The organism is Cnuibacter sp. UC19_7 (assembly GCF_042699995.1).
Taxonomy (GTDB): Bacteria; Actinomycetota; Actinomycetes; order Actinomycetales; family Microbacteriaceae; genus Cnuibacter.
Genome location: NZ_CP170560.1, coordinates 2,112,771 through 2,127,931, shown reverse-complemented (window position 1 = coordinate 2,127,931; position 15,161 = coordinate 2,112,771). Strand labels below are relative to the sequence as shown.

At 69.9% G+C, this 15,161-nt stretch carries 11 protein-coding genes and 2 pseudogenes; 8 read left to right on the top strand and 5 right to left on the bottom strand.

Going from position 1 to position 15,161, the window contains the following annotated elements:
* Positions 1-193: 193 nt before the first annotated feature.
* The 8 genes and pseudogenes from ACFJGV_RS10025 to ACFJGV_RS09990 all read left to right on the top strand — a co-directional run bounded on the left by ACFJGV_RS10025 (position 194) and on the right by ACFJGV_RS09990 (position 11,419).
* On the top strand, positions 194-1,717 hold the full coding sequence (locus tag ACFJGV_RS10025) for a sugar ABC transporter ATP-binding protein (protein WP_378143756.1): 1,524 nt from the start codon (positions 194-196) through the stop codon (positions 1,715-1,717).
* Positions 1,714-2,772: an ABC transporter permease gene (locus tag ACFJGV_RS10020; protein WP_378143755.1), complete on the top strand. Its 1,059-nt coding sequence runs from the start codon at positions 1,714-1,716 to the stop codon at positions 2,770-2,772. The genes ACFJGV_RS10025 and ACFJGV_RS10020 overlap by 4 nt, the downstream gene beginning before the upstream one ends.
* The gene (locus ACFJGV_RS10015; RefSeq protein WP_378143754.1) at positions 2,765-3,814 is read left to right on the top strand and encodes an ABC transporter permease; all 1,050 of its coding nucleotides are present in this window, start codon (positions 2,765-2,767) and stop codon (positions 3,812-3,814) included. Before ACFJGV_RS10020 ends, ACFJGV_RS10015 begins: the two co-directional genes overlap by 8 nt.
* A 30-nt stretch (positions 3,815-3,844) precedes the next feature.
* Positions 3,845-4,915: a rhamnose ABC transporter substrate-binding protein gene (gene rhaS / locus ACFJGV_RS10010; protein WP_378143753.1), complete on the top strand. Its 1,071-nt coding sequence runs from the start codon at positions 3,845-3,847 to the stop codon at positions 4,913-4,915.
* A gap of 99 nt (positions 4,916-5,014) precedes the next feature.
* A complete protein-coding gene (locus ACFJGV_RS10005; RefSeq protein WP_378143752.1) occupies positions 5,015-6,457 on the top strand; it encodes an arabinose isomerase in 1,443 nt (480 codons plus the stop codon).
* A 100-nt stretch (positions 6,458-6,557) separates the two neighbouring features.
* Positions 6,558-7,724, top strand: a complete 1,167-nt coding sequence (gene rhaI, locus ACFJGV_RS10000; protein WP_378143751.1) for an L-rhamnose isomerase — start codon at positions 6,558-6,560, stop codon at positions 7,722-7,724.
* Between the two features lie 93 nt (positions 7,725-7,817).
* Positions 7,818-9,861: pseudogene (locus ACFJGV_RS09995) on the top strand (bifunctional aldolase/short-chain dehydrogenase).
* A gap of 124 nt (positions 9,862-9,985) precedes the next feature.
* The gene (locus tag ACFJGV_RS09990; RefSeq protein WP_378143750.1) at positions 9,986-11,419 is read left to right on the top strand and encodes a rhamnulokinase family protein; all 1,434 of its coding nucleotides are present in this window, start codon (positions 9,986-9,988) and stop codon (positions 11,417-11,419) included.
* Here the strand turns inward: ACFJGV_RS09990 and ACFJGV_RS09985 are convergent.
* The 5 genes and pseudogenes from ACFJGV_RS09985 to ACFJGV_RS09965 form a co-directional block, all read right to left on the bottom strand.
* The gene (locus ACFJGV_RS09985) at positions 11,398-12,459 is read right to left on the bottom strand and encodes a maleylacetate reductase (RefSeq protein WP_378143749.1); all 1,062 of its coding nucleotides are present in this window, start codon (positions 12,457-12,459) and stop codon (positions 11,398-11,400) included. The genes ACFJGV_RS09990 and ACFJGV_RS09985 overlap by 22 nt on opposite strands.
* Positions 12,456-13,088, bottom strand: a complete 633-nt coding sequence (locus ACFJGV_RS09980) for an alpha/beta hydrolase (protein WP_378143748.1) — start codon at positions 13,086-13,088, stop codon at positions 12,456-12,458. The genes ACFJGV_RS09985 and ACFJGV_RS09980 overlap by 4 nt, the downstream gene beginning before the upstream one ends.
* An 8-nt stretch (positions 13,089-13,096) precedes the next feature.
* Positions 13,097-14,053, bottom strand: coding sequence for a ring-cleaving dioxygenase (locus tag ACFJGV_RS09975; protein ID WP_378143747.1), 957 nt, complete (start codon positions 14,051-14,053; stop codon positions 13,097-13,099).
* Between the two features lie 95 nt (positions 14,054-14,148).
* The gene (locus ACFJGV_RS09970; protein WP_378148689.1) at positions 14,149-14,778 is read right to left on the bottom strand and encodes a LysR substrate-binding domain-containing protein; all 630 of its coding nucleotides are present in this window, start codon (positions 14,776-14,778) and stop codon (positions 14,149-14,151) included.
* A 97-nt stretch (positions 14,779-14,875) separates the two neighbouring features.
* Positions 14,876-15,034 (bottom strand): annotated as a pseudogene (locus ACFJGV_RS09965) (LysR family transcriptional regulator); the annotation flags it as partial.
* Between the last annotated feature and the right edge of the window lie 127 nt (positions 15,035-15,161).

The following is a 15,161-nucleotide window of genomic DNA, read 5'->3' as shown; positions in this document are numbered from 1 at the left end:
ATGGTTGAACGTTTCAGGACGTTATCAGAACGCGACTTGACGAGGAAGCGGCTGGCGTTCTACGGTGGCAAAACCACAACTTGTAAAACGTTTCACCGCATCTCGAAGACGAGTCGGACCCGAGCAGACCCGGGGCGGACTCGTGACGAGACCGACGCCAGCCCCGATGGAGGGGCCGAACGGGAAGCCGAAGATGACCTCACCCGAACACGCGGAACGACCGCTGCTCGCCCTGCGAGGAGCGAGCAAGACCTTCGGTCCGGTGATCGCCCTCGCCGACGGCACGATCGAGATCACGAGCGGCGAGATCCACGCCCTCGTGGGCGAGAACGGCGCGGGCAAGTCCACGCTCGTCAAGATCCTCGCCGGTGTCCACCAGCCCGACGGCGGCGAGTTCCTGGTCGACGGCGCACCCGTCGTGTTCCGGTCGCCGGCCGACAGCAAGGCCGCCGGCATTTCCGTGATCTACCAGGAGCCCACCCTCTTCCCCGACCTCACCGTCGCGGAGAACATCTTCATCGGCCGGCAGCCTCGCGGTCGTGCCGGCCTCATCGACCGGTCGCGGATGCGGGCAGACGCCCGGGCGCTGTTCGAGCGCCTCGGCGTGCCCATCGATCCCGATCGCGTCGCCGAGGGCCTCTCCATCGCCGACCAGCAGATCATCGAGATCGCGAAGGCGATCTCGCTCGACGCGAAGGTCCTCGTCATGGATGAGCCCACTGCGGCGCTCAGCGGGGTCGAGGTCGATCGGCTCTTCGGCGTCGCCCGCTCGCTGCGTGATCAGGGCGCCGGCATCCTCTTCATCTCGCACCGCTTCGAGGAGGTCTTCGAGCTGTGCGACCGGATCACGGTGATGCGCGACGGGCGCTACATCACGACGCACCGCACCGCGGATGTGACGGTCGACGCGATCGTCCGCGAGATGGTGGGTCGCAGCATCGATCAGCTGTTCCCGAAGACCGAGGCCGAGATCGGCGACGTGGTGCTCGACGTGAGGGGACTCTCCCGCGCCGGGGTGTTCTCCGACATCGACCTCACCGTCCGGTCGGGGGAGATCGTCGCGCTGGCCGGGCTCGTCGGGGCCGGCCGCACCGAGGTCGCGCGTGCCGCTTTCGGGATCGACCCGTACGACCGTGGCACGGTGACCTTCCTCGGGAAGGCGCTCCCGCCACGCAGCCCCCAAGCGTCGATCGACGCGGGCATCGCGTTCGTGCCCGAGGACCGGCGCAAGCAGGGCCTCGTCATGGACCTCTCGGTCGCGAAGAACGCGACCTTGACCCTGCGCAAGACGTTGGCCCGCTTCGGCCTCATCAGCGGACGCGCGGAGCGCAAGGCGGCGGCGGACTGGTCGTCGCGCCTCCAGGTGAAGACGGGATCGCCCGACTTCGCCGTCTCAACCCTGTCGGGCGGCAACCAGCAGAAGGTCGTCCTCGCGAAGTGGCTCGCGACCGAGCCGAAGCTGATCATCGTCGACGAGCCCACCCGCGGCATCGACGTCGGCACCAAGTCGGAGGTGCACAGGCTTCTGTCCGACCTCGCCGGTCGTGGCATCGCCGTCCTCATGATCTCGTCCGAGCTGCCGGAGGTGCTCGGGATGGCCGACCGCGTCCTCGTCATGCACGAGGGCCGCATCACCGCCGAGCTGCCGAGGTCCGAGGCCACCGCCGAACGGGTCATGCATGCCGCGACCGCCTCCACGGAAGGAGCAGCCGCGTGACCACCCACGCACCCACCCCGCCCCCGGTGACCACCGCGACGACACCGTCCGCGGCGCCGCACCGGCGCAGTCCCGTCCTGGCGTTCCTCCGCCAGCGCGAGATCCCCGTCGCCGGCGCGCTCGTCCTCCTGGTGCTCGTCACCTTCGCGGTGAACCCGCTGTTCCTCTCGCCGCAGAGCGTCAAGGACCTGATGCTCAACGCGACGATCATGATCATCCTCGCCGTCGGCCAGGCCATCGTCGTGATCACCCGCAACGTCGACCTGTCGGTCGGCTCGATCGTCGGCCTGGTCGCGTTCGGGACGGGATCGATCTTCAACGTCGCGCCGGGCCTGCCGATCCCCATCGTGTTCCTCATCGGACTCGTCTTCGGCGCCCTGCTCGGCGGCATCAACGGACTCCTGGTCTCGGTGGCCCGGGTGCCCGCCCTCGTGGTGACGCTCGGCACCCTGTACATCTACCGCGGGATCCTGGCCAGCTGGGCCGGGAGCACGCAGTACTTCTCCGGCGACATGCCGTCGGCCTTCGGGGCGCTCTCCGTCGACGCGCTCCTGGGCATCCCGTACATCACGATCATGGCGATCGTCGTCGTGGTCGTCGCCGCGGTCGTCCTCGGACGGACGCGCGGCGGGCGCGACCTGTACGCCATCGGGTCGGATCCCGCGGCCGCCCAGCTCTTCGGCATCCCCGTGACCCGGCGCATCCTCACGGCGTTCCTCGCCTCCGGCGCGCTCGCCGGACTCGCCGGCGTCCTGTACGCGAGCCGCTACAACTCCGTCGGTGCGCTGACCGGAGACGGACTGGAGCTCAACGTGGTCGCGGCCGTCGTCGTCGGCGGCGTGGCGATCTTCGGCGGGTCGGGCACGGTCGTCGGCGCGGGCATCGGCGCGGTGCTGCTCTCGACGATCACGAGCTCCCTGACGGCCACCCGCGTCGACAAGTTCTGGCAGCAGGCCATCGTCGGCGTGCTAATCCTCGCGGCGATCATCGTCGACCGCGTCGTCACGCTGCGGAACATCCGCAAGCTGAGAGTGAGCGAGGCCCGAGATGTCTGAAGTCCTCACCGACATCCAGCGGAAGCGCGCGCTGCCGCGCTGGCTGCGGGGCAACGACGCCATCATCATCGGCGCGCTGATCGTCGTCGCCCTGGTGGCGTGCCTCACCGTCCGCAACTTCGCCAGCACGACGACCCTCGGGTTCCTCCTCATCCAGATCGTCCCCATCCTGCTCATCGCGATGCCGATGGCGCTCGTCATCATCTCGGGCGAGATCGACCTCTCGGTGGCCAGCACCGCGGGTCTGACCAGCGCGGTCATGGGCGTGCTCTGGCGCGACAGCGGACTCGACATCTGGCTGGTGATGCTCCTCAGCCTCGTCGTCGGGGTGCTCTGCGGCGCCTTCAACGGGTTCCTCATCACGGTGCTGGGCCTGCCCTCGCTCGCTGTCACCATCGGCACCCTGGCGCTCTTCCGGGGCCTCGCGCTCGTCGTGATCGGCGACAACAAGGTGTCGGACTTCCCCGAGGAGCTGACCACGCTGGCCACGGCCAAGATCGGTGCGACCGGGATCCCGATCGTCATGATCGGCGTGCTGGCGATCGTCATCCTGTTCGGGGTGCTGCTCCACTTCACCCCGTTCGGACGCGGGCTCTACGCATTGGGCTACAGCCCCGAGGCCGCGACCTTCGTCGGCATCCGCGTGGGCCGCGCCAAGTTCTGGCTCTTCGTCGCGACCGGGGTCGTCTCCGCCCTGGTCGGCGTCTACTGGACGCTCCGCTTCGCGAGTGCCGGTCCCGACAACGCCACCGGCATCGAGCTGAGCGTCATCGCGGCCGTCCTTCTCGGCGGCGTCTCGATCTTCGGCGGCAAGGGCTCGATCCCCGGAGTGGTGGCGGGCGTGCTGCTGATCGGCGTCGTGACCTACGCCCTCCGACTGGGCAAGGTCCCGGAGACCACCCTCACCATCGTCACCGGCGCCCTGCTGGTCATCTCGGTGCTCGCACCGAGCATCGCCGCCAGGGTGCGGGAGCGCGTGCGACTCGCGCGCGTCCACCGAGAAGTCCAGCGGTTGTCGACCGCCGGCGAGCAAGGCGTCTGAGCACCAGGCGTGACCCAGAGAGGAAGAACAATGGAGTTGTTTCACACACCCCACAGCCCGAAGCGGCGAGCCCGCCGGCTCGCCTCGGTAGCGGCTGTCGCCACGGCGATCGCCCTGGCGGCCACGGGCTGCGCCTCGGGCGGAGGCGACGCGTCGAGCACCGACGGCGGCTCGGGCGGCGATGCAGGCACGATCGCGTTCCTGCCCAAGCAGCTCAACAATCCGTACACCGACGTGGTGCTGGGCGGCGGCGACACCGCGGCGAAGGAGATCGGCTACAACGCAGAGACCCTCGGCCCGCTCGAGGCCAGCGCCAGCGCGCAGGTCCCGTTCATCGAGCAGGCCACGCAGGAGGGCGCGAACGTCATCGTCATCGCGGCCAACGACCCCGACGCTGTCGGTCCCTCGCTCAAGCAGGCCCGAGAGGGCGGCGCGAAGATCGTCGCGTTCGACTCCGACACGAACCCCGACTACCGCGACGTCTTCGTCAGCCAGGTCGTCGCCAAAGACGTGGCGCAGGTGCAGCTCGACATGATCAAGGAGCAGATCGGCGGATCCGGTGACGTCGCCATCCTGTCGGCCACCGCGACCGCCACGAACCAGAACGAGTGGATCGCGGACATGGAGGACCTGATCGCGAACGACCCGGCCTACTCGGGCATCAACATCGTGACCAAGGTCTACGGTGACGACGACGCCGACAAGTCGTTCAAGGAGGCCCAGGGCCTGCTGCAGTCCTACCCGAACCTCAAGGGCATCATCTCGCCCACGACCGTGGGCATCGCCGCGGCCGCGAAGTACCTCTCCACCTCGGACTACAAGGGCAAGGTCGCGCTGACCGGCCTGGGCCTGCCGAACGAGATGCGCTCCTTCATCAAGGACGGGACCGTCACCGAGTTCGCGCTCTGGGATCCGGCACAGCTCGGATACGTCGCCGCGTACGCGGGCAAGGCGCTCCAGGACGGCACCATCACCGGCGCCGAGGGCGACACCTTCCAGGCCGGCGACCTCGGTGAGAAGACCGTGGGCGAGAACGGCATCATCATCGTCGGCCCGCCGACGAAGTTCAACGCCGACAACATCGACGACTACGACTTCTAGTCCACTCGTCGCGCGGGAGGGACGGGTGGCAGCGCCCGTCCCTCCTCCCCCTCACACCGCCCCTCCCGCCTGCGGGAGCATGACAGGAGAACCATCACTGTGAACGCGCACACGGCCGCGCTGCGGGACCTCCTCCCACCCCACCAGCGGCGCAAGACCCGGATCGGACTGGTCGCGGGCGGTCTCGGGACCTATTGGCCCCAGTTCCCCGACCTGCTGCCGCAGTTGCGGGAGTCGTCGAGGTACGTCTCCGAGCGCTTCCAGGCGATGGACGCCGTCGTCACCGACGTCGGGTTCATCTCCGACGCGCAAGAGGGGACGGCGGCAGCGGATCGCCTGCGCCAGGCGGACTGCGACCTGATCGTCCTGTTCCTCACCACCTACCTCACGTCGTCGATGGTCCTCCCGATCGCGCAGCGGACGAACACCCCGGTGCTCGTCATCGACCTGCAGCCGACCGAGCGGATGGACCACGCGAGCTTCGACACCGGTGCCTGGCTCGCCTACTGCGGTCAGTGCCCCGTCCCGGAGGTCGGGAACGTCTTCCGACGAGCCGGCATCCCGTTCCGCAGCGTCTCAGGCTGGCTGCGTCAGGAGTCGGCCTGGCGTCGGATCGAGCAGTGGATCAACGCCGCCCACATCCGCGCGGCCCTGCGCCATGCCCGCCACGGGCTGATGGGCCACCTCTACCCCGGGATGCTCGACGTCTCGACCGACCTCACCCTGCTGCCGACGACCTTCGGATCGCACGTCGAGGTGCTCGAGTTCGACGACCTCCGCGTCCGCGTCGACGCCGTGTCGGAGGCCGAGACGAAGGACCGGATGGAGCTCGCCCGTCGCGTCTTCACCCTCGACGAGAGCGTCGTCGACGAGGACTTCGCTTGGGGAGCCCGCGTCTCCGTGGGGCTCGACCGGCTCGTGGAGGACTTCGGCCTCGACTCCCTCGCCTACTACCACCGCGGATTGAACGGCGAGCTCCACGAGCGTCTCGGCGCCGGCATGATCCTCGGGGCGTCCCTGCTCACCGGTCGTGGAATACCGGCGACGGGGGAGTACGAGCTCCGCACCACGGTCGCCCAGCTCGCGACCCAGGTCGTGGGCGCCGGCGGATCCTTCTGCGAGATCCAGGCGCTGAACTTCGAGGACGGCGTGGTCGAGATGGGCCACGACGGCCCTGCGCACCTCGCTGTCTCGGCCCGGGATCCTCTGCTGCGGGGACTCGGCGTCTACCACGGCAAGCGCGGCTGGGGCGTCTCGGTCGAGTTCGACGTGCAGCACGGCCCCGTCACCCTCCTCGGTCTCGGGCAGGATCGCGATGGCACCCTGTCGTTCATCGCCTCCGAGGGCGATGTGGTGCCCGGGCCACTGCTGGCGATCGGGAACACCACGAGCCGGGTCGACTTCCACCGCGACCCGGGCGAATGGGTCGACGAGTGGTCGGCGACGGGCATCGGCCACCACTGGTCGCTCTCGACGGGTCACCGCGCCGCCGACTACCGCGCCGCCGCCGACCTTCTCGGCATCCCGTTCCGGAGGGTCTGAGCCATGTCCGTCACCTGACCGGCCGAGCCTCCGCAAATTACTCGAGGGCGCGAGATCGTCGCAGCCCCCTCAGACACAGATTCAGGAAGGTCCTTGCACAATGGTGCAGTTCTCAGACATCGCCTCCGACCTGGCCCGCCAGGCCATCGAGCTCCCGTCGTGGGCGTTCGGCAACTCGGGCACCCGCTTCAAGGTGTTCGGCACGCCCGGCACCCCGCGGACGCCGGAGGAGAAGATCGCCGACGCCGCGCAGGTGAACAGGTACACCGGGCTCGCCCCGACGGTGGCTCTGCACATCCCGTGGGACAAGGTCGACGACTACGCGGCCCTCCGCCGCTTCGCCGCCGACCAGGGGGTCGCGCTCGGCACGGTGAACTCCAACACCTTCCAGGACGACGCCTACAAGTTCGGCTCGCTCACCTCGACGGATGCGGTGGTGCGCCAGAAGGCGATCGATCACCACCTGGAGTGCATCGAGATCATGCACGAGACCGGGTCGCGCGACCTCAAGATCTGGCTCGCCGACGGCACGAACTACCCCGGGCAGGGCGACATCCGCACCCGCCAGGACCTCCTGGCCGAGTCGCTGCAGACGATCTACGCCGCCCTCGGCGAGGAGCAGCGGCTGGTGCTGGAGTACAAGTTCTTCGAGCCGGCGTTCTACCACACCGACGTCCCGGACTGGGGAACCTCCTACGCCCAGGTCGCGGCGCTCGGTGATCGCGCGCTGGTCTGCCTCGACACCGGCCATCACGCGCCGGGGACGAACATCGAGTTCATCGTCGCGCAGCTGCTGCGCCTCGGGAAGCTGGGCTCGTTCGACTTCAACTCCCGCTTCTACGCCGACGACGACCTCATCGTCGGGGCGGCGGATCCGTTCCAGCTGTTCCGCATCCTGTTCGAGGTCGTCCGCGGCGGCGGCTACGACGAGGACTCGCCGGTGGCGTTCATGCTCGACCAGTGCCACAACATCGAGGACAAGATCACGGGCCAGATGCGCTCGGTGCTGAACGTGCAGGAGATGACGGCCCGCGCGCTGCTCGTCGACCGCCCCGCGCTTCTCGAGGCGCAGAACGCGAACGATGTGCTCGCCGCCAATGGCATCCTGATGGACGCGTTCTACACCGACGTCCGGCCCGCGCTCGCCGAGTGGCGCGAGTCGCGCGGGCTGCCCGCCGATCCGATCGCCGCCTACAAGGCCTCGGACTACCAGGAGACGATCGTGGCCGAGCGCGCCGGTGGCGTGCAGGCCGGCTGGGGCGCGTAGCCCCTCCTCACACCTCCGCCGTGCGTTCGTGGTGGGCGCACGGCGGAACCCCTCCCCGCCGATCCCGTCGGCGATGCAGCACAGAACCGAAGGATGACGATGACCAACCCCGCCGCCGCCGACCTGATCGCGCGCTCCAACCGCCTCGGCTCGGACCCTCGCAACACGAACTACGCCGGCGGCAACACCTCCGCGAAGGGTCTGGAGAAGGACCCGGTGACGGGGGAGGACGTCGAGCTCATGTGGGTGAAGGGCTCCGGCGGCGACCTCGGCACCCTCACCGAGTCGGGGCTCGCCGTGCTGCGTGTCGACCGGCTGCGCGCCCTGCAGAGCGTCTACCCGGGCGTGGAGCGCGAGGATGAGATGGTCGCCGCGTTCGATCACACGCTCTTCGGGAAGGGCGGCGCGGCGCCGTCGATCGACACCGCGATGCACGGGCTGGTGGATGCGGCCCACGTCGACCACCTGCACCCCGACTCCGGCATCGCGATCGCGACGGCCGCCGACGGCGAGGCGCTGACGCAGACGATCTTCGGCGAGAAGGTGGTGTGGGTGCCGTGGCGCCGCCCCGGGTTCCAGCTCGGCCTCGACATCGCGGCGATCAAGGCGGCGAACCCGCAGGCGATCGGCACGATCCTCGGCGGGCACGGCATCACCGCGTGGGGCGACACGAGCGACGAGGCGGAGCGGAACAGCCTCTGGATCATCGAGACCGCCGCCGGGTACATCGCCGAGCACGGGCGCCCCGATCCGTTCGGCCCGGCGCTCGACGGGTACGGCGCGCTGCCTGAAGCGGAGCGTCGGGCCAAGGCCGCGGCGCTCGCCCCGACCATCCGCGGGCTCGCCTCGACCGATCGCGCGCAGGTCGGGTCCTTCACCGACTCGGACGTCGTGCTCGACTTCCTGGCCTCCGCCGAGCATCCGCGACTGGCCGCGCTCGGCACGAGCTGCCCCGACCACTTCCTGCGCACCAAGGTCAAGCCGCTCGTGCTCGACCTCCCCGCCGACGCGTCGATCGAGGACTCGATCGCCCGCCTCAAAGAGCTGCACACGCAGTACCGCGCCGACTACCAGGCGTACTACGACGCCCACGCGACCGCCGGCTCGCCCGCGATCCGCGGCGCCGACCCGGCCATCGTCCTCATCCCGGGCGTCGGCATGTTCTCCTACGGCGCCAACAAGCAGACCGCGCGCGTGGCCGGCGAGTTCTACGTCAACGCCATCAACGTGATGCGCGGCGCCGAGTCGCTCTCCCGCTACGCCCCCATCTCGGATGCGGAGAAGTTCCGCATCGAGTACTGGGCGCTCGAGGAGGCGAAGCTCCAGCGGATGCCTGCGCCCAAGTCGCACGCCACCCGTGTCGCGCTGGTCACCGGCGCCGCGTCCGGCATCGGCAAGGCCATCGCCACGCGTCTCGCCTCCGAGGGCGCCTGCGTCGTCATCGCCGACCTCGACCTCGCGAAGGCCGAGGCTGCGGCTGCCGAACTGGGTGGCACGGATGTCGCGATCGGGGTGCAGGCGGATGTGACCAGCGAGGCCGACATCGAGGCGGGCATCCGCGCGGCACTGCTGCAGTTCGGCGGACTCGACCTCGTGGTGAACAACGCGGGCCTGTCGATCTCGAAGCCGCTGCTCGAGACCACCGAGAAGGACTGGGACCTCCAGCACGACGTCATGGCGAAGGGCTCGTTCCTGGTCTCGAAGGCGGCGGCTCGGGTGCTCATCGAGCAGGAGATGGGCGGCGACATCGTCTACATCTCGTCGAAGAACTCCGTCTTCGCCGGCCCCGAACAACATCGCCTACTCGGCCACGAAGGCCGACCAGGCCCACCAGGTGCGGCTGCTCGCCGCCGAGCTCGGCGAGTACGGAGTCAAGGTCAACGGCATCAACCCCGACGGCGTCGTCCGCGGATCGGGCATCTTCGCCGGAGGCTGGGGTGCGAAGCGCGCCGCCGTCTACGGCGTGCCCGAGGAGGAGCTCGGCGCGTACTACGCCCAGCGCACCCTCCTCAAGCGCGAGGTGCTGCCCGACCACGTCGCCAACGCGGTCGTCGTCCTCACCGGCGCCGACCTCACGCACACCACGGGCCTCCACGTCCCGGTCGACGCCGGCGTCGCCGCCGCCTTCCTCCGATGATCCCCGCCCGCCTCTCCTTCCTCCGCGTGTTGCCTACGGGGTTTGTCCAGGTTTCCGCTCAAAATCGCCCGATTCTCGACGGAAATCTGGACAAAGCCGGGGTGCGGGTCGGGGAGGTGCTCGCATGACGGCGGCGGTCGCGGCGGTCGACCTCGGGGCGACCTCCGGGCGGGTGATGCTCGGGTACGTGGGGCACGACGAGGTCCGGCTCGTGCCGGTCGCGCGGTTCCCGAACACGCCCGTGCGCATCCGCGACGGACTGCACTGGAACATCCTCGAGCTGTACCGCAGCATCACCGCCGGTCTCACCTCCGCCGTCCGGGAGGAGCCGGAGCTCGCGAGCATCGGCATCGACTCCTGGGCCGTCGACTACGCCCTGCTGTCGGGCGATCGGATGCTCGGCACGCCGTACCACTACCGCGACTCCCGCACCGAGCGGGGGGTCGAGGCTACGCATGCGCGGGTGCCGTTCGAGGAGCTGTACCGGAGGAACGGCCTGCAGCTCCTGCCGTTCACCACCGTGTACCAGCTCGCCGCGGAGGCGCAGGACGGCTGGCTCGACCGGGCCGACTCGATGCTGCTGATCCCCGACCTGATCTCGTTCTGGCTGACGGGCGAGAGGCGGGCGGAGTACACGAACGCGTCGACCACGGGGCTGCTCGACGTGCGCCGCCGCTCCTGGGACGACGATCTGCTCGACCGCCTCGGACTTCCGGCGCGGATGCTGCCCGAGCTCGTCGAGCCCGGCGCCGTCGTCGGCACCCTGCTGCCCGAGGTCGCGACGGAACTGGGCGCGGGGGCCGCGCTGCCGGTCACCGCGATCGGATCTCACGACACGGCGTCGGCCGTCGCGGCCGTGCCCGCCACCGCGGAGCACTTCGCCTACATCTCGAGCGGCACCTGGTCGCTCGTCGGCGTCGAGCTCGACGCGCCCGTGCTCACAGACGAGAGTCGGGCTGCGAACTTCACGAACGAGGGCGGCGTCGACGGGCGCATCCGATACCTGCAGAACGTCTCGGGGCTGTGGCTGCTCTCCGAGTCGGTGCGCACGTGGGAGCGCGAGACCGGGGAGACCATTGATCTGCCCACCCTCCTCGGTGAGGCGACCCGCGTGCCGGCGGGCACGGTCCCCACCTTCGAGGCGGGCGACCCCGTGTTCATCGCGCCGGGCGACATGCCCGCGCGCATCGCCTCCTGGTGCTCGGACAGGGGGATGCGCGCGCCGCAGTCGCGTGCCGAGGTGGTGCGGAGCATCCTCGAGAGCCTCGCCGAGGCCTACGCGGTCTCCCTCCGGCTCGCCTCCGAGCTCTCGGGAAAGCGGATCGACGTCGTCCACATCGTCGGCGGCGGATCGCAGAACGAGCTGCTCTGCCAGCTCACCGCCGACCGGACGGGCCTGCCGGTGCTCGCCGGCCCCGTCGAGGCGACCGCCTTCGGCAACGTGCTCGTCCAGGCCCGCGCCCACGGCCTGATCGCGCGCGACGCCTCCCTCGAAGCCCTCCGTGCGCTCATCGCACGCACCTTCCCGCCCCGCCGCTACCTTCCTTCTGCGGGCTGACCCTCCCATGCCGCGGTGAGGAGGTCGGTCAGGTCGTCGGCGGTGACCGGCCGCGGGTTGGAGTCGGGCACGACGGGCAGGATGAGCTCGACGCCACGCGGGATGTCGTCGCGGGTGAAGCCGAGCGCGGCCAGCGACGGCGTGACGGGCAGGATCGAGTAGAGCCGGCGGAGGCCGTGAACGGCGCTGTCACTGCCCAGTGCCCGGGCGATGCGCGCCTCCGCCTGCGGAGCGGCGGGGGCGTTGAAGGCGAGTACGTGGGGGAGCACCGCCGTGTGGAGCGGAGCGTGCGGCAGGTCGTACGCCCCGCCGAGGACGTGGCAGATCTTGTGGTGGAGCCCGGATCCGGCGGCGCTGAAGGCGACCCCCGAGACGTACGCGCCGAACTGCAGCTCCTCGCGCGCTGTGATGCCGTCGGGATCATCGCGGAACGCCGACAGGCCTGAGCCGAGCGAGCGCAGCCCCTCCTCGGCGAGCGCCTGCACCAGCGGATCGGTGCGGGGCGCCCACATCGAGTCGACGCAGTGCGCGGCCGCGTTCATCGCGGAGGCGACGGCGAGCTCGGCGGGGAGGCTCGTGACCAGCTCGGAGTCGTAGACGACCGTCGACGGGAGGACGACGTCGTCCGATCCGGTCGTCTTCCTCCCTTCCGAGGTGAGGCCCCACACGGTGGTCGCCTCCGACCCGGCGTACGTCGTCGGCACCGCCACGATCGGGAGCCGCTCGGTAAGGGCGATCGCCTTGGCGAGACCGATGGCGGAACCGCCGCCGAGGGCGATGACGAGATCGATGTGCCCATCCCGGGACGCTGTCCGTGCACGTTCGGCGAGCTCGAGAGGCACGTGCACGGTGACCTCGTCCCACCACAGGGCCACCTCGAACGCGCCGCACGCCCGTCTGGCCGTGGGCATCTCGCGGCCGCTGGCGATGACCATCACCGATCGCGCCTCCCGGTCCACGATCTCGGCGGCGAGCGCCTCGGCGACGGAGCCGGTGCCGAATCTCACGCGCTGGGGGAGCGTGCGGTGGTCGAATCTCATCGTGTCTCCCTGCCGCCATCTCGCAGCCGGATGAGGAGGTCGTGGGCGTCGGCGACGGCGCGGTCGGTGACGACGTGCTCCGAGCCGCGTTCGATGAGCACGTCGAGGTGCGCGCCCGCGCCGACGAGCAGCGCCGCGGTCGATGCCATGCGGTGCACCGGCACCCAGGGATCCTCGTCGACCGAGCGCAGCAGCACCGGCACCCCCTGCCGGCGGCCGACCGCATCCGGCGTCAGTTCGGAGGCCCCGACATAGCCGCCGGTGAGCAGCACGGCCCCGTCGACGACGGTGTCGCGCGTGAGCAGCAGGTGCGCGAGCACGCACGCGCCCTGCGAGAAGCCGAGCACCGCCACCCGGTCGAACCCGGATGCGCGGGCGGCCGCCACCGCCTGCGCCACCACCTCGAGGGCTCGGTCGAGCGCGGGCGTGTTCTCGGGCGCCGGTTCGAGGAACGGATGCGGATACCAGCTGCGCCCCTCGGCCGACGGCGCGATCCACCGGATCCCGGTCACGTCGAGTCGGGCGACGAGGTCGTGCAGGAACTCCGGAGGCTGCCCGCGCCCGTGCAGGGCGACGACGGCGAGCGCTGCGTCGTCGTCGCCCCAGGACTCGTGCGGAGTCGCGGTCACAGACCCACTCAGTCCTCGCTGCGCAGCGGCTCGAGCCTGGCCATGATCGACTCCCGCTCGTGTTCGAACTGCGGCGGGAGCATGAAGGCGCGGCCGAGCTCCTCGGGCGACTCGTCGCAGTCCCAGCCGCCCTCGTTGTGGGTGACGGCAAGCTCGAAGAGCGCGCCGCCCGGGGTTCGCACGTAGTGCGACTTGAAGTAGGTGCGGTCCTTGAGCTCCGAGATGTCGGTGTAGCCCGCTCCCTCGATGTCGAACTTCACCTCGTTCTGGTTCTCGAGGTTGTCGAGGTTCCACGCGAAGTGGTGGTACGCGCCGGCGCCGTAGCGCCAGGTGCCCTGCTCGTCGGTGCGATTGCCGGTGAGCTCCACGTAGTTCCCCGGACCGTCGCCTACGCGGTAGCGGGCACGATCGCCCTCCTCCTCCACGTCACCGGCGGCGAAGAACGCCTCCTTGCCGAAGTCGACCATCCGGTCCTGATCGAACACGTGGATGCCGACCCCGTAGATGCCGTGGATGGCGTGCTCGAGGCCCACGCCATTGCCGGTGAAGCCGACGCGGGGGTCGCCCTCGACCTCGATGAGCACGTACTCGATGCCCGACGGATGCCGCAGGTTGAGCCGACGGCCGCCGAAGGCATCCTCGAACGAGCTGTCGATGCCGTGCTCCTTGAGGCGCCCCGCCCAGAACTCGAGTGACCGCGGCGGCACCGCGAGCAGCACCTCGCGCGCCTGGTTCGTGCCGCGGATGCCGTAGAGCCCGGCCTGTGCCCACGGGAAGGTGGTGATGACCGCCGACGGGTCGCCCGCGGCGTTCGAGTAGTAGAGGTGGTAGATCGGCGTGGAGCCGTCGTAGAGCACCGTCTTCTTGATGAAGCGCAACCCGAGCACCCGGGTGTGGAAGTCGACATCCTCCTGGGCGTGGCCCACGGAGAGGGTGACGTGATGGGATCCGGCGACGTAGGTCATGGGCGATCTCCTTTGATCAGGGACAGTCTGGCCCTCACGCCCGCAAATATCCATGCTTAAGCAGAGAATCGCGTGACGGCGCCTCTCCATCCCGTCTAGAGAGGGGGCGGGACACCGCCGGGAGGTCTCATGGCCTCGACGATGGCCGAGATCGCCTCACGGTGGACGGCATCCCGCTCTCGCCAGGCGAGACCGACCTCGAAGTCGAGCTCGTCATCGGCGAGGGGGCGCAGCGTCGCGTGTTCCAGGTCGAAGAAGCGGGTGGTCGGGAGGTCATCGCTCCGGCTGACCAGCATCAGCTCGCCTGTCCGGTCGATCCGTGAGCGCAGCCCGATCACGTCGCGGAGGTCGATCTCCTCGATCGACTCGACGCCGGCGTCGCGGATGCGACCGAGCATCGTGGCCATCGGTGTGGGCTGCATCATCAGCGGCAGCGAGAGCAGCCGCTGTCCGCGCAGGTCCGAGAGCAGGAGGGGCCCGTCCCCGGGCAGTTCCGTGCGCTCCGAGACCATGACGCTGTATCGATAGCGGGCGAGGGGGATGCCGGCGATCCCCGGGAAGTCGGTGGGCAGGTGCACGAGCGCGATGTCGAGGTCGCCGTGCCGGAGCGATTCCAGGAGGACGGAGGACACGTCGCTCGTCTCGCTCACCTGGGGCGAGACGGCGGCAGCTCGGTCGCGGAGCTCGGAGATGAGACTGCCGAAGGTCCACGGAGTGGCCCCGATCCCGGAGCGGCCTCGAGGCGGAGATGGCCAGTGTCTCCGCCTCCTCGGCCTGAGCCAGGATCTCGACGGCGAGGGGCAGGAAGCGCTCGCCGAACGGCGTGCGCTGGAACTGGTGGTACTCGCGGGTGAAGAGGTCCTCCCCGAGTCTCCGCTCGAGGTCGCGGATGGTGCGGCTGAGCGGCGACGACGTCACATGGAGCTCCTGCGCGGCGCTCGCGATGGTCCCCGCTCGCGACACCGCGACGAAGGCCCTCACCTGCGACAGCTCCACAGGTCGATCCTAGGTGCGGCCTTCCTCCGGCCCGGGGACGTGCTGCGCTCTTTCCCGTGCGGGCTCGGACGACAGTGCCGTGCGCGTCAGGTCCGCTGCACAGGACCGTCGA

Bases quoted from the DNA above. Each gene is read 5' to 3' on its own strand.
- ACFJGV_RS09975 (WP_378143747.1), bottom strand. From the start codon at position 14,053: ATGACCTACGTCGCCGGATCCCATCACGTCACCCTCTCCGTGGGCCAC.
- ACFJGV_RS10015 (WP_378143754.1), top strand. From the start codon at position 2,765: ATGTCTGAAGTCCTCACCGACATCCAGCGGAAGCGCGCGCTGCCGCGC.
- ACFJGV_RS09985 (WP_378143749.1), bottom strand. From the start codon at position 12,459: ATGAGATTCGACCACCGCACGCTCCCCCAGCGCGTGAGATTCGGCACC.
- rhaS (WP_378143753.1), top strand. From the start codon at position 3,845: ATGGAGTTGTTTCACACACCCCACAGCCCGAAGCGGCGAGCCCGCCGG.
- rhaI (WP_378143751.1), top strand. From the start codon at position 6,558: ATGGTGCAGTTCTCAGACATCGCCTCCGACCTGGCCCGCCAGGCCATC.
- ACFJGV_RS09990 (WP_378143750.1), top strand. From the start codon at position 9,986: ATGACGGCGGCGGTCGCGGCGGTCGACCTCGGGGCGACCTCCGGGCGG.
- ACFJGV_RS10025 (WP_378143756.1), top strand. From the start codon at position 194: ATGACCTCACCCGAACACGCGGAACGACCGCTGCTCGCCCTGCGAGGA.